The organism is Pseudaestuariivita sp. (assembly GCF_052825805.1).
On sequence record NZ_JBRBVB010000002.1, the window covers coordinates 264558 to 286688 of the forward strand.

Below are 22131 nucleotides of genomic sequence, written 5' to 3' on the forward strand. Positions count from 1 at the left end.
ATGACCGGCCAACTCATCGGACAGCTGATCCTCTGGCTCATCGTCGCCGTCATCGTCATCTTCATCCTCTATTGGGTGATGAATTGGCTTTACCGCCGCTCCACCAAAGAGATCGCGTTCGTGCGCACCGGCTTTCTCGGCGAGCGCGTCGTGATCGACGGCGGCGCCTTTGTCTGGCCCATCGTGCATGACATCACGCCTGTGAACATGAACTCCCTCGACCTCGCCGTGACCCGCGAAAAAGAGGAGGCGCTCATCACGGCGGACAACCTCCGCGTGGATGTGGACGCCGAATTCTACGTCCGCGTGCGCGGCACGAAGGAGGCCGTCAGCCTCGCCGCCTCCACCATGGGGCGCCGCACGCTCGAGCCGGAACGGCTGCACCGGCTGCTGTCGGGGAAGTTCATCTCCGCCCTGCGCACGGTGGCGGCGGAAATGACGCTTGCCGAGCTGCACCAGGGCCGCAAGACCTACACCGAGCGCGTCACCGAACTGGCGCAGGAGGGGCTCGACAAGAACGGGCTCGAGCTCGAAAGCGTTGCGATCACCGACATCGATCAGACCGATATCCAGTATTTCAATCCCTCCAACCAGTTCGACGCCATCGGTCTGACCTCCGTCATCGAGGCGGTCGAGGCACGCCGCAAGCTGCGCAACGACATCGAACAGGACACGATGGTGCGCATCCGCGAGCGCAATTTAGAGGCTGAAAAACAGACACTTGAGATCGAAAAGCAATCCGAGAGCGCACGGCTCGATCAGGAGCGCGAGATCGAGTTCCGCCGTGCACAACAGCGTGCCGAGCTGGCCCGCGAACGTTCCGAGCGCGATAAGGAAGGTGAAGAAGCGACCCTGATCAGCCGTGAGGCGATCGAGACGGCGCGCATCACCAACGAGGAAAAGATCGCCGAGGCGCGTATCAAATCCGAGCGCAAGATCCGCCAGCAAGAGATCGAGCGGCAGCAGGTCATCGACGAGGCCGAGATTGCCACGCGCGAGGCGGTCGAAAAGGCGCGCATCGGCCAGGAACGGGTGCTCTCCGAGACCCGCATCACCTCCGAGAAAGACACGCAAGCCGCTGATATCGCTGCCAAAGAAGCCATCGAGAAAGCCCGCATCGCGCAGGAGCAGGCCATCACCGAGGCGCGCATCGCCAAGGATCGCGAGACCCAGTCGCGCGAGATCGAGCGGCAGCGCATGATCGACGAGGCCGACATCGCCGCGAAGGAGGTGATCGAAAAGGCCCGCATCGCGCAGGAGCGTGAAGTGACCGAAGCTCGCATCGAACTGGAACGGACGACCCGCGAGAAAGAGATCGCCCGCAACCTTGCCGTCGACGAGGCCACCATCAACGCCCGCGAGGCGGCTGAAAAGCTGCGGATCGAGCAGGAAAAGACGGTGAACGCCGAGCGTATCGGCGCCGACGAAGCCACCCGCAAACTCGAGATCGCCCGGCAGAAAGCCCTCGAAGAAGCTGAAATCGCATCGAAACAGGCGACCGAAGCCGCGCGCATCGCCAAGGAAAAGAAGCTCGCCGCCGAGCGCATCGCCTACGAACAGGACCTGCGCGAACGCGAAATCGCCCGCAACCGCGCGGTGGACGTGGCGAACCTCGCGGCCTCAGAAGAGGTCTCCCAGGCGCGCATCGACGAAGAGCGCCGCACCCGGGCCGCCGAGATCGCCAAGGAGGCCGAGCTGCGCGCCCGCGAGATCGAAAAGCAGGAATCCGTCGAGGCCGCCGAAATCTCCTCCCGCCGGCTTGTCGAGAGCCAACGCATTGAAAAGGAGGCAGAAACCTCTGCAGAACGAATCGCGCGCGACCAACGGATCCGCGAGATGGAGATCGCCCGGAACAAGGCGATGGACGCCGCCCAGATCGCAGCCGACGAGGCCATCGAGGCCGCACGTGTCGCCAAGGGCAAGGTGATCGACGCCGAGAAAATCACCGCCGAGCAAGAGCTAGACGCGCGCAAACTCGACCGTAAGAAAGCCCTGGAACAGCTTGAAATCGCACGGGTTCAGGCCCTTCGTGAAGCCGAGATCGCAAGTCAGGAAGAGGTCGAGCGCGCCAAGATCGCCTCCGAACGCGGGCTCGACGATGCCCGCATCGGCCACCAGACCGAACGCCGCCGCCTCGAGATCGAACGCGAGAAGGCCGTCGAAGAGGCCAGCATGGACAAGGCCATTGCTCTTTACCAAAAATCGCTCGACGAAAGTGCAGCGGCAGTCGAGGCCGAGAACGCCAAGGCCCGCGCCCTGGAGGCGGCCGAAAAGTCCAAGACAGCCGCCGAAACGGAGGCCGCGAGCCGCGAGAAAACCGTCGACGAGCTCAAGGCGCAAATGCAGGCCGAGCGCACGCGCATCCTCGCCGAGGCCGAGCAGGTCCGCAAAGCGGTGGAGGCCGAGGCCGCCAAGCTCATCAACGAGGCTGAGAACGTGCTCACAGACGAGGCACGGCACTCGCTCTTCAAACGCAAGATGCTCGAGCACGTCGAGGGCATTGTGTCCGCAAGCGTGAAGCCGCTCGAAAAAGTCAGCGATATCAAGATTATGCAGCTTGGAGGGTCCGGTACTCAGGGGCTCGACTGGGCCGGCTCCGGCGGCGGCTCGGACGGTGGCGGCGGGGGCGGCAGCAGCCCCACGGACGAGGTGATGAACTCCGCCCTGCGTTATCGCGTGCAAGCGCCTTTCGTCGACAGCCTGATGCAGGAAATCGGAATCGACGGGTCCAATGTCGCGAAATCGGACATCATCCGTTCGGCCTCCGACATGACCCGCGCGTCGTCCGAACTGGCCCGCGCCAAGGCCGCCAAAGACGCCAGCAAAGGGAGCGGCAAGTAAATGGCGCGCGTCTTTGTCTCCTCCGTCGTCAGCGCGCCAGCGGCCAAGGTCTGGGAGCGCGTGCGCGACTTCAACGCCCTTCCGCGTTGGCACCCTCTGATCCGCGACAGCCGCATCGAGGACGCGCTGCCATCGGACAAGGTCGGCTGCATCCGCAACTTCAACCTGCAAAACGGCGACAACATTCGCGAGCAACTGCTCGGGCTCAGCGATTATGATATGTTTTGCACCTACGCGATCCTGGAAAGTCCAATGCCTTTAGATGATTACGTGGCGACCTTAAGGTTGACGCCCATCACCGAGGGCAACCGGACGTTTATCGAGTGGACGGCGGAGTTTTCCTGCGCGCCCGAGGACGAGGACGATCTGGTTTCCGGTATTGGAAATAACGTGTTCCAGGGCGGCTTTGATGCGCTCAAACGCCACTTCGGAGGCGCCTGATGCCAAAGGTGTACCGCAGCACGGTTCTGGAGGCGCCGATCGAGGCGGTCTGGGAGCAGCTGCGCGATTTCAACGGGCATGACCGCTGGCATCCGGCAATTGCCACCAGCCAGATTGAGCGCGGAAGAGACAGTGACATGGTCGGCTGCGTGCGGCGTTTCAAACTGCAGGACGGTGCCGAGCTGCGCGAACAGCTTTTGACGCTCAGCGACATGGAAACCGCGTATTCCTACTGCCTGCTCGATACGCCCGTACCGCTCCTCAATTACGTCAGCCACGTGCGCCTGACGCCGGTGACCGACGCAGATGCCACCTTTTGGGAGTGGGAAAGCCGGTTCGACACCCCCAAGGGACGCGAAAAGGAGCTTGGCACACTTGTCGGTGAGGGCATCTATCAGGCCGGGTTCGACGCAATCCGGGCCGAGATGGGATTGGAGGGCGCATGACCGATGTGCATCAGGTGTCGCGCGCCGCAGAGGTGACCTCGGGCCATGTCCTCGGCGGGGGTACACTCCTCATGCGTCAGGTGAACTACGCCCCGCAAGACATTGACAGGCTTGTCATTGTCTCCGACCCCGAGCTGAAAGCCGTGCGAGCCGAAGGCTCTGACATCCGCATCGGCGCGGGCGTGACCATGGCGGAGGTGATCGCGCATCCCGACCTTGCGGCCTTTGCCCCGGCGGCGCGCGCCATCGGCGGACCAGCGCTCCGCAACATGGGGACGGTGGGCGGCAATCTCTTTGCGCCGCATCCCTACGGTGACTTTGCGACCGCGCTCCTGGCCGCGGGGGCGCAGGTGCATTGGGCGGACGGGCGCAGTGAAGACCTCGAGGCTATGCTCAAGAGCCGCGATGCGGCGCGTGGCTGCGTAGTGGCGGTAACGATGCCGCGACTGAGGCCCGAACAGCTGCGGTTTCGCAAGCTCAGCCGGACCAAGCCCAAGGGCGTCTCGGTTCTGTCGGTCGCGGTCAGGCTCGATGCGATGGGTGGCCGCGTGAACAGCGCACGCGTTGCGTTTGGGGCGATGGGTCCGACGCCCATGCGCTCGCCAAGTGCCGAACAGGCGCTGCAGGGCGCCTCGCTGGACGAAGCGGGTGTGGCACGGGCGTGCGAGGCCTGTGTGCAGGACCTGGCTCCGGCCGACGACGCGCTTGCGAGCGCGTGGTACCGCAAGCGCGTTGCGCCGGTTCAGCTTAAACGTGTGCTTTTGGAGGCCAGATAGATGGCGAAAGTGCCGGTGACCTTTACGCTCAACGACGCCGAGACGGGCGTTTTTGTCGATCCTGCGGAGAACCTGCTCGAGGCGCTGCGGCGCAAGGGTGGGGATCTGTCGCCGAAGTACGGCTGCGGTCAGGGGACCTGTGGGGCCTGCACCGTGATGGTCGACGGCGCGCCGGTGCTCGGTTGTCTGACGCTTGCGCAAACTGCGAACGGCAAGCGCATCGACACGACGCGCGGTCTATCGGGCGGACCTGATCTGCACGCCCTCCAGCAATGCTTCATGGAAGGTTTTGCGGCCCAGTGTGGATTTTGCTCGCCTGGAATGCTCGTGGCGGCGAAGGCGCTCCTCGACAAGAACCCGCGTCCGACACGCGAGGACGTTACCGAAGCGATCAGCGGAAACCTGTGTCGTTGCACGGGGTACCAGCCCATTGTTGATGCAATACTCGAAGCGGCAAACCGCCTGAACGGGAGGACCGTCTGATGGGATCGGTGGAGTTTCGCAAGGATCTCTTTGCCGACGAGCGGCGCGAGGACCTCAACGAGATCGGCAAGCCCAAGCTGCGCCAGGACATCGAGGGTCATGTGCGCGGCACGACGGCCTATTACGATGACCATCTCTTTGAAGGGCTGCTGCACATTCGCTGCGTGCGCTCGCCGCATCATCATGCGCGCATCCGGCATGTGGACGCCTCGGCGGCGGAGCGGATGCCGGGCGTCAAGCGTCTGATCTGGCCACGCGACATTCCGAACAACCTCAACGCGCTCCTGACGATGATTAATTTCGGCCGCGATGACGAGCCGCTACTGTCGGACAAGAAGGTGAGCTATGTCGGTGAGCCGGTTCTCGCCATAGTTGCGGAGACCGAGGCACAGGCGCGCGCGGCCGTCGCGGCGGTGCGGGTGGATTATGAAGTGCTCCCCCACGTGCTCGACGTCGAGGAGGCGATCCAGCCCGGCGCGCCGGTCGTGAACGAGGTCTATCCGAACAACACGTTCGATTATGAGCCCTATGACCACGTCAAGCTGCGGTTTGGCGATGTGAACGCAGCCTTTGACCGTGCCGATCACGTGGTCGAGGCGACCTACGAGATGTCTCCCATCGAGCAGGCCCCGATCGAGACTTGCGGCGCAATCGCCGCGCCGGAAACGAACGACCGGTATGTCTGCCACACCGGCACGCAGGCGCTCTTCTTTTCGCTCGGGGTCACGGCCAAGATGCTGGATGTGCCGTCATCGCGCCTGCACTTCATCGGTGGCACGGCAGGCGGCGGGTTTGGTGGCAAGGTGGACTCACTCACCGAGCCTTTGGCCGTGCTTGGCGCGATGCTGACCGGCAAGCCCTGCAAGATGCAGTGGGACCGCGCCGAGGAGATGCAGGTGGGTGCGCCGCGCGGGGCGGAGCGCTGGGTGATCAAGGATGGCGTGATGAACGACGGCCAGATCATCGCGCGCGAGTTCACCGGGTACTTCGATGCCGGTGCCTATACGCGGCTGTCTTCGTATGCCGGCACAAAATGCACGGGGCATCTGCCGGGGCCGTACTCGATCCCGAACGTGGCCGCGAACACCTATTGCGTGTTCACCAACCGCACCCCGGCGACGGCGATGCGCGGGTTCGGGATCACCGGCGTCGACTTTGCCATCGAGTGCCACATGGACCGGGTGGCGGAGGTCGTGGGGATAGACCCGATCTCGCTGCGCATCCGCAACGCCTACCGCGACGGCGATATGAAGGCGCACCGCAGGCCTGCCAAGAACTGCGCGCTGGTCGAGTGCTGTCAGGTGGTCGCGGGCAAGGCGGGCTGGGTACTGCCGGTCGAGGATATGGCGGCGACGTCGATGACGGGCACGACGGCAGAGCGCCAGTTGATCCCGGAGACGGCGCTCGATGACGAGGGTAGGGTGGGCGCACGGCGCGCCGGCCAGACCGCGCGCGCGGCGCCCTCGAATGCGCCCACCCGCCGTTTGCCCGCCGGCACGCGCGGGAAGGAGGCAAAGGCCGTCGAGGTGCAGCGCCCGGACATGCAGATGTTGGCCGAGCGGATCGGGCACGACATCCCGCAGAGCGCCGAGCCTGCGCCAAGAGCGCCTCCGCCTGCCGCCCCGGCCATGCCGCAGCCGCCGAGAGGCGCGGCGCCTGTGCCTCCGCGTGGCGCGCACAGCGCTCCACCGCCGCCGAGCCCGCCGCCGCAGGCTGCGCCGCCTGCGCCAGCCGCGACAAGTGCGCCGGACGCCGAGCCGTACAAGCCAGCGGAAAAATTCTCCAAAGGGGTGAAGCGTCCGGGTGTGTCGCGGTTCCTGTCCGGGTCGAGGAGGCGCTGAGATGGCGGTGCATCAGGGACGCGGCTTTGCTGCCATCAACTATCCCATCGGCATGAACATGGGCGGTGACCCGGCGCAGGCGCTGGTGCATGCGACGCCGGATGGCAAGTTCATGGTGACGCTCTCCGCCATCGATCTGGGCCAGGGGATGAAGTCGGTGACGCGCCAGATCGCGGCGGAGGCGCTGGGGATCCCGATCGAGGATGTCTACGTGGACACCGCCGACAGCGATACGGGACCGCACGACATGGGGTCTTTTGCCTCGCGCGGCACCCACCGGGTGGGCAATGCGGTGATCCGGGCGGCGAGCGAGGCGCGCGCGCAGCTGATGGAGGCCGCCGCCGAGGAGCTGGAGGTGAGCGCGCAGGATCTCGATACCGACGGGCAAGGCAACATCCATGTGAAAGGTGCGCCTTCGCGCAGCATCACGGTGATGGAGACCTCGCAGGCTGCGCAGTTCAAACAGGGCAAGACGCTCGCCGGGCGGGGCATCTTTCTGATCGAGCCGTCCGGCTATGACCCCGACACCGGCGAGATGAGCCCGGTCACCACCTACGCCCATGCCGCGCTGGTCGTGGACCTGACGGTGGACGATGAGACGGGTGAGGTGGAGGTTACGCAGATCAACTCGGCCTACGAGGTCGGCCGCGCGCTCAACCCCAAGCTCGTGGAGCAACAGATCGTTGGCGGTGCCTGGATGGGGGTGAGCCATGCGCTTTATGAGACGACGGAGCCTTACTACCCCGACCGCAAGCATGGGCCCGAGGATTTCAACGGTTACCTAATGCCGGGGCCGGGGGAGACCGTCGATCATCACATCGCGATCCTAGAACGGCCCGCGGCGGATGCGCCGTATGGTGGGAAGGGACCCGGCGAGATGTGCGCGAACCCAGTCCTGCCGGCGATTGCCAATGCGGTCTACAACGCCGTGGGGGTTCGCGTGGACAAGCTGCCGATCACGCCGGAAAAGATCCTGCGCGGGCTCGATGCCAATGGCGGGGTGCGCAAGCCCTCGTTCGGCGGGGCGCGCTGATGGCGGTCACGCCGGTCATATCGGGGATCGACGGGCCTCAGCCCTTGGCCAAAGCCTTGCGCGATGCGCAGTATATTGCGTCGGACGATCTGGCGACGGCGATGTACTTGGCTTTGGCGCTTGGCAAGCCTTTGCTGCTCGAAGGCGCGCCGGGCGTGGGTAAGACCGAGGCGGCCAAGGCGTTGAGCGGCGTGATGGGGCGGGACGTGATTCGCCTGCAGTGTTTCGAAGGGATCGATGCGGCGGGCGCGCTCTACGAGTGGAACTACCCCCGCCAAATGCTCGCGATCCGGCAGGCGGGTGAGACGTATGTGAACCTTTATGCCGAGGACTTTTTGCTCGAACGGCCTTTGCTCCAGAGCTTGAAGAACCCCGCGCAAACGCTTCTCCTCATTGACGAAATCGATCGCTCTGATCAGGAGTTTGAGGCGTTCCTTCTCGAGTTTCTGAGCGACTTTTCGATCTCGATCCCCGAGACGGGCACGGTGCGGGCGAGCCGTCCGCCGATTGTGGTGCTGACCTCGAACCGCACGCGCGATCTGCATGAAGCGCTCAGGCGGCGCTGCGTCTACCACTGGATCGACTACCCCTCGCCGGAGCTCGAAGCAGACATCGTGATGATGCGCGCCTCGTCCGTTGCGCGGGCGACGGCGGAGGCGGTGGTGGCCTCGGTCGGTCTCTTGCGCGCCGAGCCCTTGGCCAAGCCGCCGGGTGTGGCCGAGACGGTGGAGTGGGCGGAGGCGGCGACGCTTTTGGCCGCGCAGGGCGCGCGCTGGCCGGACGCGTTTCGCCGGGCTATTGGGGTCGCTCTCAAGGATCAGGACGATCTTGCCTATCTCGAAGGGCGGATGGCGCAGGTGTTGCCGGGAGAGGCAGCATGAGCGGGCGTTGCGCGGGCGGCAAGCGCCGGATTTTGAGTTTATTTTGGAAGATGAAGGGGAGCTGATGCGCCAGGTCCTCCAGCCCTTCTTTGCCCTGGCGAGCGCTTTGCGGGCCGCGGGTTTTGCCGTGGCGCCGGATCAGACGCAGGGGTTTGTGGCGGCGGTGGGCCTTCTTGGGCCTGATGGCCTCGAGGATGTGCGGTCGGCGGCGCTGGCGCTTTTTGCGATCCCGCCGGAGCGGCGGGCAGAGTTTGACGCGATCTTCGACGCGATCTTTGCCGGACGTGAGGTCATGGCCGACGCCGAGGGCGATGACGACGAGGTCGATGCGGTCGAGCCGGATGACAGTTCGTTGGAGGTCGAGATCGAGGAGGCCGAAGAGCCGACCGGGGAGGAGGCCACGGCGGCGGAGCGCTTGGCGGCGCGCGGTGTTGCTGGCGGCGAGGATGCGGCGCTGGCCGTCTTTGCGCGTCAGGCGGATGCGAGGTTGCCGCGGCGGCTGAGCTATCGGCGGAAGTCGGTGAAGCGCGGCGATCGGATCGACCTGCGCCGCGCTCTGAAAGAGGCGGCGCGGCGGGACGGGGAGGTCATGCGCCTGCCGGAAACTCGGCGGAAGCAGCGGCAGCGCAAGATCGTGCTCTTGATCGACGTGTCGGGCTCGATGAAGGAGCGCTCGGACGCGCATCTGCGCTTTGCCCATACGCTGGTGCAGAGCGCGGAGCGGGCGGAGGTCTTTACCCTCGGCACGCGGCTGACGCGGATGACACAGACGCTGGCGCCGGTGGACCAGACGCGCGCTTTGGCAAGAGCAGGCGCGGCACTGGCGGACCTCGACGGCGGCACGCGGCTTGGGGAGGCGCTCAGTGCCTTCCTCGCGGTGCCGCGCTATGCGGGCTTTGCGCGTGGGGCGCTGGTGGCGGTTCTGTCGGACGGGCTGGAGCGGGGTAATCCGGCGTTGATGGTGGAGGCCACGCGGCGGCTCTCGCGACTGGCCTGGCGCCTGCACTGGCTGACGCCGCTGGCTGCCGATCCCGCCTATCGCCCTGCCACGGCGGCGATGGCGGGCATCCTGCCCTGGCTCGACGATCTCAGCGACGGCAGCACGCTCGGCACGATCTCACACCAGCTTTTGACGGCGGCGCGGGCGGCATGACCGGCGCCGCACACATCACGAACCAAGGCGCCCGGCGCACGCCGGCGTAACCCGGGAGGACCCACCATGGCTTTGCAAATTCACGTGCTGGACTACGGCGACATCGAGCTGGAGACCTCGTTTCTGGTGCTGGGTCACGAATGCGGGCGGACCCGGCGGGTGCCGGTCTATGGCTTTCTGATCACCGGGGGGACCTATCCGGTGCTGGTCGACACAGGGTATCGCGACAACGCGATCATGGAGAGCCTCGGGATGCGCGGGCTTCAGTTCCACGAGAACATGATCGAGACCCAGCTGGCCAAGCACGGGCTGAAACCCGGTGACATCCGCTATATCCTGCACACGCATCTGCACATCGACCACGCCGGCAAGGACGACCAGTTCCCGATGAACACCACGGTGGTCATCAACCGCCGCGAGATGGAGTTCAGCGTCTCGGGCATCATGTACCCCCAGTATCCCAAGCCCGACATTCTGCACCTGGTGGAGCGGATTTACGAACCGGATGCCATGCGTTTTCTCGATCTGGAGATCACCGGTGCCGAGGAGATCATCCCGGGCGTCTGGTGTGAGCCCGCGGGCGCGCATACCGAAGGGTCGATGAACGTGATCGTGGAGACGGCCGAGGGGCTGGCGTGCATCTGCGGCGATGTGATCTACGATTTCAACGACCAGATCGTGAACCATGTGCGCGTGAACAACCACATGGAGCCGCAGGTGACCGGCAACCACTCGGGCTCGAAACGGGCGGAGAAGGGCGCGGTCAAGAAGCTCTTGCAGAACTACACGTTCCTTTTGCCGATCCACGACCGCCCGGCCAAGATCGAGAACGCGCAGGTGGTGGGCCGGCTCGGGATGCAGGTGCCCGGACCGATGACCGAGAGCCTGCCGGCGCGGCAATGGTTCCCGATGTGAGGGGTGCTGGCGCTCCGGCTGAGCTCATGTGCCCGGGCTTGTCCCGGGCCGCGCCCGGGACGGAGGATGCAAAGACCGCGAGGTCCCGGGTCGCGCCCGGGACGGGGAACGCCAAGACCAACGCGCCCCGGGCCTGACCCGGGGCCTCTCTGCCGAGGAGACCCGCCATGACCCACAAAGCCATCGATGACCGCTTTCACCAGCTTGTCTCGGTCCATGCGCCCCTGCGCCAGCTGGGCACGGGGTTTACCTTTACCGAAGGCCCTTTGTGGCATCCCAAGGACCAGACGCTGCTCTTTTCGGACATGCCGGCGGATGTGCGGCGCAAATACACGCCCGGGCAGGGTGTGGCGGAGGTCATGCGCCCCTCGCACAAGGCCAACGGGCTGACCTATGACGCGCAGCTGAACCTCATCGCCTGCGAGCATAGCACGTCGAGCGTCGTGCGTTTTGCGCCAGACGGGCGACGGGAGGTGCTGGCGACCCACTTCGAGGGGCGCGAGCTCAATTCCCCGAACGATGTCGTGGTGCGCTCGGACGGGGCGATCTTTTTCACGGACCCGACCTATGGCCGGATGGAGGGGTTTGGCGTGCCGCGCCCCACGGTCATGGGCTTTCAGGGTGTCTACATGCTGCCGCCGGGCCATCGCCCGGGCGACGAGGCGGTGCTGGTGAGCGATCGGTACATGTTCAGCCAGCCGAACGGGCTGTGTCTGTCTCCGTGCGAAAAGTTCATGTGGGTGAACGACACCGATCAGGCCAACATTCGATTCTTTGATGTGGGCGCCGACGGCCAGCTGCGCAACGCGCGCATCTTTGCCTCGGGGATCCAGGAGGCGGGGCGGCCGGGTGTGCCCGACGGGATGAAGGTCGACGACAAGGGCAACATCTTCGTCACCGCGCCGGGGGGCATCTGGGTCTACGATTTCCACGGGATCAAGCTGGGCGAAATCGGGGTACCGGAGCTGACCGCCAACCTGCACTGGGGCGGGGCGGATTGGAGCACGCTTTACATCTGTGCCTCGACCTCGGTCTACGAGCTGCAGACGCAGACGCGCGGCAAGGAGGAGTCGTTTATGAAGCCGGGTGCGGGGGCTGGCACCGCGGCGTCGCTGAGCGCGCCTGCCATCCAGTCGGGTGGGCTCGAGATCGAAACGGTTATCGACCGTCTCGACCCGGCGCGCTGCGCGCTGATCGTGCAGGATATGCAGAACGACGTCATCATCGACGGCGGTGCGTTCGCGGGGTCGGGCTCGCCCGTGCACGCCAAGCAGCAGAACGTCGTCGCCAATTCCGCGCGGCTTCTCGAGGCGTGCCGGCGGTGCGGCGTGCTTGTCTGCCACGTCTGGTTTGTCTGCGAGCCAGGCCATCCGCACCTCGGCCAGCACTCGGCGCTTTTGCGCGGCCTCAAGGAGGCCAACGCGCTGGTGCGCGGCACCTGGGGTGTGCAGCCGGCACAGGGGCTGGAGCCGCAGGGCGATGATCTGGTGATCGAAAAGATGTCAATGTCGGCCTTTCCGACCTCCCGCCTCGACGCGCATCTGCGCATGGCCGGGCGGGACACGATTATCAACACGGGCGCCTGGACGAACATGAGCGTGGAGCACACCGCGCGCACGGCGGCGGACCTCGGCTACACCGTGATCTTGCCGGAGGACGCATGTTCGACGATGAACGCCGACTGGCATAAGGCCAGCGTGAACTTCGCGATGCAGAACGTGGCGACGGTCACAAATGTCGATGCCGTGATTGCAGCGTTGGGGTAGGGCGCACATCCTTAGGTTGAGTGGAGTCTGTCCGGTCTCAAGCGGGTGAGCTTTAAGCTCATGCAAACTGACTTGGACCAAAGCACCCGCCTGACAGGCACCGTCAGGCCGCGCCGACCCGCCCCCGTCAAACCGTAGGTTTTCCTTCGGCAAAACGGGCGGCGCGATGCGCCACCCCGCGGGCCGGCGCGTGCTCATCGATTTCGGATGGATCAGCTTTAAGGTCGTGTGCTCAAGGTCGGTGAAGACATGGGCTTTGCGGCTTGCGCATGGTCTATGTTGAAGAACCAATTGTCAGACGGAAGCACAGGCCGCGCACAACTTAGCCCTCCGCAACACCATGCATCCGCAACAGCCGCGCCTCGCCGATGATCGCGATCAGCACGTCGATGTGGCGCAGTGCGGAATATCCAGCGTTATCAGCGCGACGCAGCTCGTCCATCTCGGCCTCGAGCTCCAATAGCGCCATCACGGCAACCCCCGAGCCCGGCGCGCGCTCGAGCTGCAGAACGCGGCGCAGGTGACGGCCTCGCTGGTATTGCTCGGCACCGATCCGGGCGGCGCGCGCCAAAAGACGCGGGCGGTGCAGGCGCTTGAGAACAGACATCAGGTCTTGCATGGCAAAGGCTCCCCTCGTGGTATCTGGTCCAAACCTTCCACAGCCCTGCGGGGTGTTGCGGGCGCGGCAAAAGCGGCGCGCGCCGCTCTCAGAACTGTTTATCTTTTGGAAACAATGCTGGCATCTGATCGGTCAGTTTTAACGTTTCGGTAACAAATACACGTATAGGTTGTGTAAAAACTCGGGATAACTCTGGGGATACCTTTTGGATAACGCAAAGCGGGACAGGGGCGCCGCGACGCCGACGCCGCGCTGGCCGGCATGGGTACCAGACACGGTGCGCACCTATCTGACCCATGTCGAACACGGCCAGCCGATCCGCGAGATCGCGCGCCAATCGGCTTGCCACCCCTCGACGATCCTGCGCCAGGTCCGGCGGCTCGAGGCGCGCCGGGACGATCCGCTGATGGACGCTGCGCTCACCCGGCTCGGGACGGACCTTGGCCTCACCGAAACGCCCACGCCACCTCACACGGAAGGACATGCCATGTCACTGCAAGGACCCAACGCGCTGCCGCCCGAAGCGGTGGCAGAGGCGAAGTTCCAGCGCGAGGCGCGCCGCGTGCTGCGCCGCATGTGCGAGACCGGCGCGCTGTTGGCGGTGGCGCAGGACATGGACAAGGCCGTCGTCGTGCGCGACACCGGCACCGGCACGCCAACCCGCACCGCTGTGGTGGCGAGCGACGTGGCCGAACGGTTGGCGCTCAGCGACTGGATCGCGTGCAAATCCCCCGGCCGCATCAGCCGCTACACGATCACCGGACCCGGGCGCGCCGCGCTCAGCCGCATGATCGCCGAGGACGAGAACAAGGCGCGCGACCGCGCCGAGGCGCAGGCGCAATACGGCGATCAGCACCGCATCCTCGAGGACCGGGACGGCGAAGACCCCGGCAGCGGCGCGCCGCGCCGTGTGCGCTACAACCTCGCCGAATCGCCGCTCGCCGCGCTCAGCCGCCGCAAAGAGAAAGACGGAACGCCCTTTCTTGCGCCCGAGCTCGTCGCCGCCGGCGAGCGCCTCCGCGAGGATTTCGAGCTGGCGCAGCTCGGTCCCAAGGTCACGCAGAACTGGGACAAGTTCCTGACCGCCGGCACGTCCTCCAGCTACGCCTCCAGCGGCGGGCAGGGCGGTTCGGACAAGGCCAAGGACCGCGTGATGGCGGCGCTGCGTGACCTCGGCCCGGGCCTTGGCGACGTGGTGCTGCGCTGCTGCTGTTTTCTCGAAGGGCTGGAGACGGCCGAAAAGCGGATGGGCTGGTCGGCCCGCTCGGGCAAGATCGTCCTGCGCATCGCGCTCCAGCGGCTGCGCCGGCACTATGACGAGACCTATGGCCCTCATGGCCCGCTGATCGGCTGACGCGCGACAGACCCCGAAAACGGCACCCGGCTGCCGGGCGCACCCCGACCGAAAGCCAAGGCACGCGCGGCGCGTCGGAGCAGGGGCACTCGTTACGCTAGGGTGCGATCCGAAGATCTGGGTCTGCGCGGTCCGCATGGCGGAATTGCAGCCGGGTGCCTTTCCCCTGCACGGGTCTCACGTTAAATATGGTGGGACCAGTGTCGCGGGGAATTTATGAAACAAAACGTCACGCCGCCCGTCCTGAACAAAACAAAGTTGCGCCACCCCGAAAAAGCGCACAAGCCGGACAACGTCCAGCCCAAGAAACCGGACTGGATTCGGGTCAAGGCGCCGACCTCGGCGGGCTACAAGCAGACCCGCGACATCATGCGCGAGAACAAGCTCGTGACCGTCTGCGAGGAGGCCGGCTGCCCGAACGTTGGCGAGTGCTGGTCCCAGGGTCACGCCACGATGATGATCATGGGCGAGGTCTGCACCCGCGCCTGCACCTTCTGCAACATCGCGACCGGCAAGCCGCCCGAGGCGCTCGACGCGTTCGAGCCGGGGCGCGTTGCGCACGCGGTCAAGACGCTTGGCCTCAACCACGTCGTGATCACCTCCGTCGACCGCGACGATGTCGAGGACGGCGGTGCGGAGCATTTCGCCCAGACCATCCGGGCGGTGCGCAAGCAGGCCCCGGGCACGACGATCGAGATCCTGACGCCCGACTTCATCCGCTGCGATGCCAGCGCTCTAGAGGTGGTTGTCGAGGCGCGGCCCGATGTCTTCAACCACAACCTCGAGACGGTGCCCGGACTCTATCCCGAGGTGCGTCCCGGCGCGCGCTACTTCCATTCGCTGCGCCTCTTGCAGCGGGTCAAGGAGCTCGATCCCGCGATGTTCACCAAGTCCGGCATCATGGTGGGCCTCGGTGAAGACCGGCAGGCCGTGCTGCAAGTGATGGACGACATGCGCGCCGCGGACATCGACTTTCTGACCATCGGTCAGTACCTGCAGCCCACGCCCAAGCACCACGCGGTCGACCGTTTCGTGACGCCGGACGAGTTCGCGGGCTACGAGAAGGCGGCGTGGGGCAAGGGCTTCCTGATGGTCTCCGCCACGCCCTTGACCCGCTCGTCCTACCACGCAGGCGACGATTTCGCCCGTCTGCGCGCGGCGCGGGAAAAGGCGTTGGCGCAGTAGGTGACGAGGTCCCGGATCAAGTCCGGGACGGGTATCTCTCCCGCCCCGGGGTCGACCCGGGGCCTCGACGTCAAAGATGCGACTGCCTTGCTACCGAGAAAGCAAAACGTTCAGTTCGACAGGACAGGAGGTCCCGGATCAAGTCCGGGACGGGTTTGCTTTTCCCGGCCCGGGGTTGACCCGGGGCCTCGATGTCACGAGCACGACGACGTCAGTCCGCCGCAGGCAACGCCTTCACATAAGCCGCCAGCGCGGCGCGGTCCGAGGCGGGCAGTTGCGCGAGGTTTTCGATGACTGAGGCCATGGAACCGCCGGCGCTGTCGAACTCGGGCGTGAAGCCGGACTCGAAGTAGGCTTCGAGGTCGAAGGCGCTCCAGAAGAGCTGGTCGGGCGTGATGCCGGGAATGCGGCCGGGGCCTGACGGGTTCTCTGCGCCGGCCATCCAGCGCGCCCGGTCGAGTCCGCCCGTGGCATCGCGGGGCGTGTGGCACTCGGCGCAGTGGCCCAGCCCCTCGGCCAATTCACGGCCGCGCAGCAGCACCGGGTCATCGCCGACCTCAAGGTGCCAGTCTTCGGGCATGTTCAGCGCCTTCCAGAGCCCGATCCCCCTGCGGACCGTCACCGGAAAGGCCATGTCGTGCGGCTCGGAGGCGCGGTCTGAGACGGGCAGCGTCTGGATGTAGGCGAACATGTCCGCGATGTCCTGATCTGACGCGCGGCTGTAGGAGGCGTAGGGGAAGGCGGGGTAGTAGTGCGCGCCCTCGGGCGACACGCCGCGCTGCACGGCGTTCGCAAATTCCATTAGGCTCCAGCCGCCGATGCCCGCGGGACCGGGGGAGATGTTGGAGGCCACAAACGTGCCGAAAGGCGTCTCCAGTCGCTGACCACCAGCCAACACCAACTTGTCCGCGCCCGATGCGCCGGGCGCTGCGTGACAGGAGGAACACCCGCCGGCGGCAAAGGCCAATGCACCCGCCTCCGCATCGCCCACCAGCCCGTCAAAGGCGGCGGCGTCGTGGGTGTCCGGCATCGTCAGGACCCAGCCGGCGACCCCGACAAAAGCGAGGATCGCGAGCAACCAGCGCAAGATAGGCGGCATCGCGCGTCTTAAATGCGCGGACCGCGGTAGGCTTTGTGGCAGGCGCTGCAGGCGGCGCCGACCTGGCCCATGCCCGCGCCGACGGCCTCGACCCCATCCCCGGCGGTGGCGACAAGCGCCGCGGCAGCGTCGGCGAGATCCTGATTCTTGGCGGCGTAGTCGTCCGGGGTCTCCCAGATCGCGGGCAGGGCGCGCGTCTTGCCCTCCATCGCGACGTTGTCCGTGCCCGGAACCCAAAAGTGCATCTGGTCCATGGACGCGGCCGCGGCGAGGTTCTCGGCCGCCGCAATCGCGCTTTCGGCGTCGTAGGGCACGTTGCCGCGGGCCATGCCTCCGAGGATGCCGGAATTGAACCCATACAAGGTCATCAACGCGTTGCGCGCGCCGATCACCTGCTCTTCGGGGCTGCCGTGCCCGCCGGAAAAGGCGGCGGTGGTGACGGCGACGGACAGGGCGGCGACGGTGGGGACAAGGAATTTGCGGGGCATCGAACTGGGTCTCCTGGCGGTGTGGCGGGGATCACTGTGTCAGGGCAGGTAGCGTCATTGCGTCGCAGGTCCAGCGCGCAAGCGGCGTGGTCAGAGGAACCGGACCTTCCCGATAAAGGGCAGGTTGCGGTTGCGCTGCGCGTAGTCGATCCCGTAGCCGACCACGAACTCGTCGGGGATCTCGAACCCGATCCAGTCGGCGCGGATGTCCACTTCGCGGCGGGAGGGTTTGTCGAGCAGGGCAATCGTCTTCATCCGCGCCGGGCTGCGCGCCGCCAAGAGGTGCGTGACATGCGCCAGCGTGTGGCCGGTGTCGACGATGTCCTCGACCACCAGCACGTCGCGCCCCTCGATGGCGCCGCGCAGGTCCTTGAGGATGCGCACCTCCCGGCTCGATTCGGTACCGTCGCCGTAAGAGGACGCTTCGAGAAAGTCGACCTCCACCGGCAGGTCAAGCTCGCGCACGAGGTCCGCGATGAACACGAACGAGCCTCGGAGCAGGCCCACCACCACCAGCTTTTGCGTGCCGGCGAACTCGCCTGCGATCTCACCGCAGAGCGCCTCGATCCGCGCGGCGATGGATTTGGCCGAGATCATCTGGTCGATCGTGTAGGGCGCCTCTGGCATGGATACCTCTTTGGCTGGCTCCTCGCGGCGCCGCGTCACGGCGCCTTTGCACTTGATTTTCGCGCGCCAGGATACGACATCGCCTGAGCGCGATACTGCAAATCAGAGGCTCATGCCAACTCATTCCGAAACCCGCACCCTGCCGTACACGGCGCAGCAGATGTACGATCTGGTCGCTGACGTGGCGCGGTACCCCGAGTTCCTGCCATGGTGCGCGGCGGCGCGCATCCGCGAGCGGAACCCGCTCGAAGGGGATGCGGAGGAGGTGCTGGCCGACCTCGTGATCTCCTTCAAGGTGTTCCGCGAACGCTTCGGCAGCCGCGTCGGACTTTACCCCGAGACCCGCCACATCGACACCGAGTACCTCGACGGCCCGTTTCGCTACATGAAGTCGACGTGGGACTTCAAGGATGTGGACGGCGGGGTCGAGGTGTCGTTCTTTGTCGACTTCGAGTTCAAGAACGCAGTCCTGCAGCGCGTGATCGGCGTGGTCTTCAACCAGGCCATGCAGCGCATCGTGCGCGCCTTCGAGGAGCGCGCGGCACAGCTCTACGGTTAGGCAACCGTCTCATTTTTGTGCAACCTCTGTACGTCCTCCTGTGTTCTGTCGTATACGACGCTAGGGAACCTGTGGAGGCCGTCCATGATGGACGTATCGGACGCTGTCGCGACGCGTGCGCTGGCACGGTTTGGTGCCGGTCAGCCTGCGCGCGAGATACCCGAGGCCACGCGTTCCGTCTTTCAATTGTCGCTGCAGGATTGGTTTGCCGTCGCCATCGCAGGCGCCGAAGAGCCCGTGTCGCGCCGGGTGCGCGCGATGGTGCGGGAGGAGGGCGGCGCGCCGCAAGCCTCCGTCGTGCACGGGCCACGTTTGCCTGCCCGCGCGGCGGCGCTGGCCAACGGCACGATCAGCCACGCGCTCGACTACGACGACACCCATTTCGACCACATCGGCCACCCCTCCGTGGCGGTGATCCCGGCAGCGCTCGCCATGGCGCAGCGTGCGGGCGTCTCGGGGCGGGCGTTCCAGGACGCGGCCCTCATCGGGATGGAGGCGTCGATTGCCGTGGGTGTCTGGCTCGGCCGCGCGCATTACCAGATCGGGTTTCACCAGACCGCCACCGCAGGCGCCTTTGGCGCGGCAATCGCGGCGGGCCGGCTCCTCAGGTTCGATACCGAGCAGATGGCGCGCACGATCGGGCTCGTCTCCACCCGCGCCTCCGGGCTCAAGAGCCAGTTCGGCACGATGGGCAAGCCCTACAACGCCGGGATCGCGGCCTCGAACGGGGTGGAGGCGGCGCTGCTCGTCTCGCACGGCCTCCAGTCCAAACCCCGCGGTCTCGAGGGGATGCAGGGCTTTGGCGCGACGCACCACGGCGATTTGGACACCAGCGGGCTGACGCAGCTTGGCGCCGTCTGGCGGCTGCCGCGGGTGCAGCACAAGTTTCACGCCTGTTGCCACGGCCTGCACGCCGCGCTCGAGGCGTTTGCGGCGTTGCCGCGCGTCGCGCCCGATCAGATCGCCTCGCTGGATGTGCGGGTCCACCCGCGCTGGCTCGGGGTCTGTGACAAACCGCAGCCGATGACGGGGCTCGAGCTCAAGTTCTCCTTTGCCGGCGTGCTCGCGATGGCCGCACGCGGGATCAGCACGTCGAGGCTCGAAAGCTACGGGATGGACGTGGCCCAGGACCCTCATGTCATCGGCTTTGGCCAGCGCGTGCATGTGGCCGGTGACGAGAGCCTTGGAGAGACGCAGGCCCGGCTTGCGCTCCGCACGACGGACGGCGATGTGCACGAGGCGTTCGGCAACCTCGACACACCGATGACCCTGGCGCAGCGCACCCGCCGGGTGCTGTCGAAATCAAGCGAACTTGTCGGCCAGGACACTGCGCTGACCCTGCGCCGCCGCATCCTGCGCTACGCGTCACCTTCGGAATTGGCGCAAGCCTTCGAGCCGCCGGAGACTGAGCCCCGCGCCTCGAGCTGACGCTTCAGGCGCTGCCTTTTGTCGCGCCGCCTCTCAACGCGCCGAGCAGCAACCGCAGCGCGTGATCACGCGCCGCGAGCCGCACGCCCGCCCGGCCCAAGGCTCCAAACTCGACCGTCTCTGCTGTGGTCCCCCGCGCCGAAGCAAGTGCAAAGCAGACCCGCCCTTCGGGCTTGGTCTCCGACCCGCCCGGCCCGGCAATCCCGCTGATCGCCACCGCAAGCGCCGCGCCTGCGGCCTGCTGCGCGCCGGTCGCCATGGCGGCTGCGACCTCTTCGGACACCGCGCCATGCGCCGACAAAAGCGCAGGATCGACGCCCAGCATCTCGGTCTTGGCGGCGTTGGAATAGGTGACAAAGCCCCGTTCAAAGACCGCCGAGGCGCCCGGCGGGTCGGTCAGTGCCGCTGCCACCATGCCCGCCGTACAGCTTTCGGCGGTGGTCAGCGTCACGCCCTGCGCACGCGCCTCCGCGAGGATCAGGCTCGGCAAACTCATCCGGCTACCCCATGGAAAAGCGCCGCAAGACCCAGCACGCAGACCGCCGCCAGCGCGCCCGCGACCACGTCGTCGAGCATCACGCCCTGCGCCGTCTTTTGCCGGTCCGCCCAGCCGACGGGCCCGGGTTTCAATATGTCGAACAGCCGAAAGAGCACGAACCCCGCCACCCAGCCCGGCCACAGAGACAGGCTCGGGTGGCCTGCCATCGCCGCGCCGAACACCACAGGGTAGACGGCGATCCACTGGCCCAGCACTTCATCGAGCACGAATTCAGACGGGTCCGCTTGGCCCGCGTCCTGCTGCCCCAGCGCCCAGAGCCCGAGCGGGTAAAGCGCCAGCGCACAGGCCCCGAGCAGCACCGGCCCGCCCAGCGCGTCGAGCGCCCAGGCCAGCGGCAGCGCCGCGAGCGAGCCCCAGGTGCCGGGCGCAGGACGCAAAAGACCCACGCCGCCCAGCGTGCCGATCAGCCGGGCAGGGGTCACGCGCGCACCAGCGCCGCGGTGGCAAGCGCCGCGATGCCTTCCTCGCGCCCGGTGAACCCGAGCCGCTCTGACGTGGTGGCCTTGATCGAGACTTGCGCCACATCGAGCCCCATCAGACCCGCCACGTGGGCGCGCATCGCCGGCGCGTGTGGCCCGATCTTGGGGGCCTCGCAGATCAGCGTCAGGTCCACATTGGCGATCCGGTAGCCCCGTTCCGCCACCAGCGCCACCGCGTGCTTGAGGAAGATGTCGCTCGCCGCGCCCTTCCACTGCGGATCGGACGGGGGGAAGTGCTGGCCGATGTCGCCTTCGGCCAGCGCGCCATAAAGGGCGTCGGTGATCGTGTGCAGGCCGACGTCGGCGTCCGAATGGCCCTGCAGCCCGCGCGGGTGCGGGATGTCGAGCCCGCAGAGCGTCACGTGATCCCCAGGTCCAAAGCGGTGCACGTCGAACCCGTTGCCCAGCCGTATGTCCATCGTCGTCCTCAAAAGCGCTTCGGCCCTGGCAAAGTCGCCGGGCGTGGTGATCTTCAGGTTCGCCTCATCGCCCGGCACGCAGGCCACGTCCAGCCCCGCGGCGCGCGCGACCTCCACGTCGTCGGCGGCCTCGCCCGGGAAGGCGTCATGCGCGGCCGTGATCGCGGCGTAGTCGAACCCTTGCGGCGTCTGCGCGCGGAAGAGCCCGCCGCGGTCCTGCGTGCCGCTGATCGCGCCCGCGTCGACGCGCCAGAGTGCGTCGCTGACCTCAAGGCCGGGGGCGGCACCGTCGTGTGTCTCGAGCGCGTGGCACACTGCGGCGATCACTTCCGCCGGCACCGTGCAGCGTGCAACGTCGTGGATCAGCACGTGGGAGGGTGGGTCCTCTGCAAGCGCCGCCAGCCCCGCCCGAACCGAGGCCGCGCGCGTCGCGCCGCCCGGCACGCAGGTCACGCCCGTGATCTCCTCCGCATAAGCGGCGTCGTCCGGGTGCACGACAAGCAGGATGCGGCTGATCTGCGGCATCGCCCGGAACCGCGCGACGGTCCAGGCCGCCACCGGCTGACCGGCCAGCGTCTGCCACTGCTTGGGGATGTCTCCGCCCGCGCGGCGCCCGCGTCCGGCGGCGACGATCAGCGCAGCAAAGGAGGGCGTCGTGCTCATGCCCGTGGTGGTAGGCTACGGCGCGGTTTCGCGCAACGGCGGACTTGTTGCCTAATAAGTAGGCACAAAGCCGCGC

The 22131-nt window shown here is 66.5% G+C and carries 22 protein-coding genes; 15 read left to right on the forward strand and 7 right to left on the reverse strand.

Going from position 1 to position 22131, the window contains the following annotated elements:
* The 11 genes from ACU0B3_RS02360 to ACU0B3_RS02410 all read left to right on the forward strand — a co-directional run bounded on the left by ACU0B3_RS02360 (position 1) and on the right by ACU0B3_RS02410 (position 12576).
* Complete coding sequence (locus tag ACU0B3_RS02360) at positions 1–2841, forward strand: flotillin domain-containing protein (protein ID WP_446259201.1); 2841 nt, start codon at positions 1–3, stop codon at positions 2839–2841.
* Complete coding sequence (locus tag ACU0B3_RS02365) at positions 2842–3282, forward strand: SRPBCC family protein (protein WP_446259202.1); 441 nt, start codon at positions 2842–2844, stop codon at positions 3280–3282.
* Entirely contained in the window at positions 3282–3728 is a 447-nt protein-coding gene (locus ACU0B3_RS02370; protein ID WP_446259203.1) for an SRPBCC family protein, read from the forward strand. Before ACU0B3_RS02365 ends, ACU0B3_RS02370 begins: the two co-directional genes overlap by 1 nt.
* Positions 3725–4504, forward strand: coding sequence for an FAD binding domain-containing protein (locus ACU0B3_RS02375; RefSeq protein WP_446259204.1), 780 nt, complete (start codon positions 3725–3727; stop codon positions 4502–4504). Before ACU0B3_RS02370 ends, ACU0B3_RS02375 begins: the two co-directional genes overlap by 4 nt.
* Positions 4505–4987: a (2Fe-2S)-binding protein gene (locus ACU0B3_RS02380; protein WP_446259205.1), complete on the forward strand. Its 483-nt coding sequence runs from the start codon at positions 4505–4507 to the stop codon at positions 4985–4987.
* Positions 4987–6828 carry a xanthine dehydrogenase family protein molybdopterin-binding subunit gene (locus tag ACU0B3_RS02385; RefSeq protein ID WP_446259206.1) on the forward strand — a complete coding sequence of 614 codons (1842 nt, stop codon included), beginning with the start codon at positions 4987–4989 and terminating at the stop codon, positions 6826–6828. Before ACU0B3_RS02380 ends, ACU0B3_RS02385 begins: the two co-directional genes overlap by 1 nt.
* Before the next feature lies 1 nt (position 6829).
* On the forward strand, positions 6830–7861 hold the full coding sequence (locus tag ACU0B3_RS02390; RefSeq protein ID WP_446259207.1) for a xanthine dehydrogenase family protein molybdopterin-binding subunit: 1032 nt from the start codon (positions 6830–6832) through the stop codon (positions 7859–7861).
* A complete protein-coding gene (locus tag ACU0B3_RS02395; protein WP_446259208.1) occupies positions 7861–8742 on the forward strand; it encodes an AAA family ATPase in 882 nt (293 codons plus the stop codon). Before ACU0B3_RS02390 ends, ACU0B3_RS02395 begins: the two co-directional genes overlap by 1 nt.
* 64 nt (positions 8743–8806) lie before the next feature.
* Positions 8807–9895 carry a vWA domain-containing protein gene (locus tag ACU0B3_RS02400; RefSeq protein WP_446259209.1) on the forward strand — a complete coding sequence of 363 codons (1089 nt, stop codon included), beginning with the start codon at positions 8807–8809 and terminating at the stop codon, positions 9893–9895.
* 66 nt (positions 9896–9961) lie between these two features.
* Positions 9962–10810 carry an N-acyl homoserine lactonase family protein gene (locus tag ACU0B3_RS02405; protein ID WP_446259210.1) on the forward strand — a complete coding sequence of 283 codons (849 nt, stop codon included), beginning with the start codon at positions 9962–9964 and terminating at the stop codon, positions 10808–10810.
* A 167-nt stretch (positions 10811–10977) separates the two neighbouring features.
* Complete coding sequence (locus ACU0B3_RS02410; protein ID WP_446259211.1) at positions 10978–12576, forward strand: isochorismatase family protein; 1599 nt, start codon at positions 10978–10980, stop codon at positions 12574–12576.
* 322 nt (positions 12577–12898) lie between these two features.
* Here the strand turns inward: ACU0B3_RS02410 and ACU0B3_RS02415 are convergent, their stop codons facing one another.
* Positions 12899–13195 carry a DUF6477 family protein gene (locus tag ACU0B3_RS02415; RefSeq protein ID WP_446259212.1) on the reverse strand — a complete coding sequence of 99 codons (297 nt, stop codon included), beginning with the start codon at positions 13193–13195 and terminating at the stop codon, positions 12899–12901.
* A gap of 277 nt (positions 13196–13472) precedes the next feature.
* On the opposite strand from ACU0B3_RS02415, the gene ACU0B3_RS02420 reads away from it, so the two are divergent.
* Together ACU0B3_RS02420 and lipA are read left to right on the forward strand one after the other, a co-directional pair.
* Positions 13473–14549 carry a DUF6456 domain-containing protein gene (locus ACU0B3_RS02420; protein WP_446259213.1) on the forward strand — a complete coding sequence of 359 codons (1077 nt, stop codon included), beginning with the start codon at positions 13473–13475 and terminating at the stop codon, positions 14547–14549.
* 216 nt (positions 14550–14765) lie between these two features.
* The gene (gene lipA / locus ACU0B3_RS02425; protein ID WP_446259214.1) at positions 14766–15734 is read left to right on the forward strand and encodes a lipoyl synthase; all 969 of its coding nucleotides are present in this window, start codon (positions 14766–14768) and stop codon (positions 15732–15734) included.
* Between the two features lie 211 nt (positions 15735–15945).
* Here lipA and ACU0B3_RS02430 read toward each other — a convergent pair whose 3' ends face one another.
* The 3 genes from ACU0B3_RS02430 to hpt form a co-directional block, all read right to left on the reverse strand.
* Positions 15946–16833: a c-type cytochrome gene (locus tag ACU0B3_RS02430; RefSeq protein ID WP_446259215.1), complete on the reverse strand. Its 888-nt coding sequence runs from the start codon at positions 16831–16833 to the stop codon at positions 15946–15948.
* An 8-nt stretch (positions 16834–16841) separates the two neighbouring features.
* Positions 16842–17321 carry a c-type cytochrome gene (locus ACU0B3_RS02435; RefSeq protein ID WP_446259216.1) on the reverse strand — a complete coding sequence of 160 codons (480 nt, stop codon included), beginning with the start codon at positions 17319–17321 and terminating at the stop codon, positions 16842–16844.
* A gap of 90 nt (positions 17322–17411) precedes the next feature.
* Complete coding sequence (hpt, locus tag ACU0B3_RS02440) at positions 17412–17948, reverse strand: hypoxanthine phosphoribosyltransferase (protein WP_446259217.1); 537 nt, start codon at positions 17946–17948, stop codon at positions 17412–17414.
* A gap of 112 nt (positions 17949–18060) precedes the next feature.
* Here hpt and ACU0B3_RS02445 point away from each other — a divergent pair, with 112 nt between their 5' ends.
* Positions 18061–18507 (forward strand): type II toxin-antitoxin system RatA family toxin, encoded by a 447-nt coding sequence (locus ACU0B3_RS02445; RefSeq protein WP_446259218.1) that lies wholly within the window; start codon positions 18061–18063, stop codon positions 18505–18507.
* 84 nt (positions 18508–18591) lie between these two features.
* The gene (locus ACU0B3_RS02450; protein ID WP_446259219.1) at positions 18592–19935 is read left to right on the forward strand and encodes an MmgE/PrpD family protein; all 1344 of its coding nucleotides are present in this window, start codon (positions 18592–18594) and stop codon (positions 19933–19935) included.
* Positions 19936–19939: 4 nt separating this feature from the next.
* Here ACU0B3_RS02450 and ACU0B3_RS02455 read toward each other — a convergent pair whose 3' ends face one another.
* Genes ACU0B3_RS02455 through ACU0B3_RS02465 form a run of 3 tightly spaced genes read right to left on the reverse strand, consistent with a single transcriptional unit; the run spans position 19940 to position 22055 of the window.
* Positions 19940–20431: a CinA family protein gene (locus tag ACU0B3_RS02455; protein WP_446259220.1), complete on the reverse strand. Its 492-nt coding sequence runs from the start codon at positions 20429–20431 to the stop codon at positions 19940–19942.
* The gene (locus tag ACU0B3_RS02460) at positions 20428–20916 is read right to left on the reverse strand and encodes a phosphatidylglycerophosphatase A family protein (RefSeq protein ID WP_446259221.1); all 489 of its coding nucleotides are present in this window, start codon (positions 20914–20916) and stop codon (positions 20428–20430) included. The genes ACU0B3_RS02455 and ACU0B3_RS02460 overlap by 4 nt, the downstream gene beginning before the upstream one ends.
* A complete protein-coding gene (locus tag ACU0B3_RS02465) occupies positions 20913–22055 on the reverse strand; it encodes a bifunctional 2-C-methyl-D-erythritol 4-phosphate cytidylyltransferase/2-C-methyl-D-erythritol 2,4-cyclodiphosphate synthase (RefSeq protein ID WP_446259222.1) in 1143 nt (380 codons plus the stop codon). Before ACU0B3_RS02465 ends, ACU0B3_RS02460 begins: the two co-directional genes overlap by 4 nt.
* Between the last annotated feature and the right edge of the window lie 76 nt (positions 22056–22131).

Bases quoted from the DNA above. Each gene is read 5' to 3' on its own strand.
- ACU0B3_RS02360 (WP_446259201.1), top strand. From the start codon at position 1: ATGACCGGCCAACTCATCGGACAGCTGATCCTCTGGCTCATCGTCGCC.
- ACU0B3_RS02365 (WP_446259202.1), top strand. From the start codon at position 2,842: ATGGCGCGCGTCTTTGTCTCCTCCGTCGTCAGCGCGCCAGCGGCCAAG.
- ACU0B3_RS02370 (WP_446259203.1), top strand. From the start codon at position 3,282: ATGCCAAAGGTGTACCGCAGCACGGTTCTGGAGGCGCCGATCGAGGCG.
- ACU0B3_RS02375 (WP_446259204.1), top strand. From the start codon at position 3,725: ATGACCGATGTGCATCAGGTGTCGCGCGCCGCAGAGGTGACCTCGGGC.
- ACU0B3_RS02380 (WP_446259205.1), top strand. From the start codon at position 4,505: ATGGCGAAAGTGCCGGTGACCTTTACGCTCAACGACGCCGAGACGGGC.
- ACU0B3_RS02385 (WP_446259206.1), top strand. From the start codon at position 4,987: ATGGGATCGGTGGAGTTTCGCAAGGATCTCTTTGCCGACGAGCGGCGC.
- ACU0B3_RS02390 (WP_446259207.1), top strand. From the start codon at position 6,830: ATGGCGGTGCATCAGGGACGCGGCTTTGCTGCCATCAACTATCCCATC.
- ACU0B3_RS02395 (WP_446259208.1), top strand. From the start codon at position 7,861: ATGGCGGTCACGCCGGTCATATCGGGGATCGACGGGCCTCAGCCCTTG.
- ACU0B3_RS02400 (WP_446259209.1), top strand. From the start codon at position 8,807: ATGCGCCAGGTCCTCCAGCCCTTCTTTGCCCTGGCGAGCGCTTTGCGG.
- ACU0B3_RS02405 (WP_446259210.1), top strand. From the start codon at position 9,962: ATGGCTTTGCAAATTCACGTGCTGGACTACGGCGACATCGAGCTGGAG.
- ACU0B3_RS02410 (WP_446259211.1), top strand. From the start codon at position 10,978: ATGACCCACAAAGCCATCGATGACCGCTTTCACCAGCTTGTCTCGGTC.
- ACU0B3_RS02415 (WP_446259212.1), bottom strand. From the start codon at position 13,195: ATGCAAGACCTGATGTCTGTTCTCAAGCGCCTGCACCGCCCGCGTCTT.
- lipA (WP_446259214.1), top strand. From the start codon at position 14,766: ATGAAACAAAACGTCACGCCGCCCGTCCTGAACAAAACAAAGTTGCGC.
- ACU0B3_RS02430 (WP_446259215.1), bottom strand. From the start codon at position 16,833: ATGCCGCCTATCTTGCGCTGGTTGCTCGCGATCCTCGCTTTTGTCGGG.
- ACU0B3_RS02435 (WP_446259216.1), bottom strand. From the start codon at position 17,321: ATGCCCCGCAAATTCCTTGTCCCCACCGTCGCCGCCCTGTCCGTCGCC.
- hpt (WP_446259217.1), bottom strand. From the start codon at position 17,948: ATGCCAGAGGCGCCCTACACGATCGACCAGATGATCTCGGCCAAATCC.
- ACU0B3_RS02445 (WP_446259218.1), top strand. From the start codon at position 18,061: ATGCCAACTCATTCCGAAACCCGCACCCTGCCGTACACGGCGCAGCAG.
- ACU0B3_RS02450 (WP_446259219.1), top strand. From the start codon at position 18,592: ATGATGGACGTATCGGACGCTGTCGCGACGCGTGCGCTGGCACGGTTT.
- ACU0B3_RS02455 (WP_446259220.1), bottom strand. From the start codon at position 20,431: ATGAGTTTGCCGAGCCTGATCCTCGCGGAGGCGCGTGCGCAGGGCGTG.
- ACU0B3_RS02465 (WP_446259222.1), bottom strand. From the start codon at position 22,055: ATGAGCACGACGCCCTCCTTTGCTGCGCTGATCGTCGCCGCCGGACGC.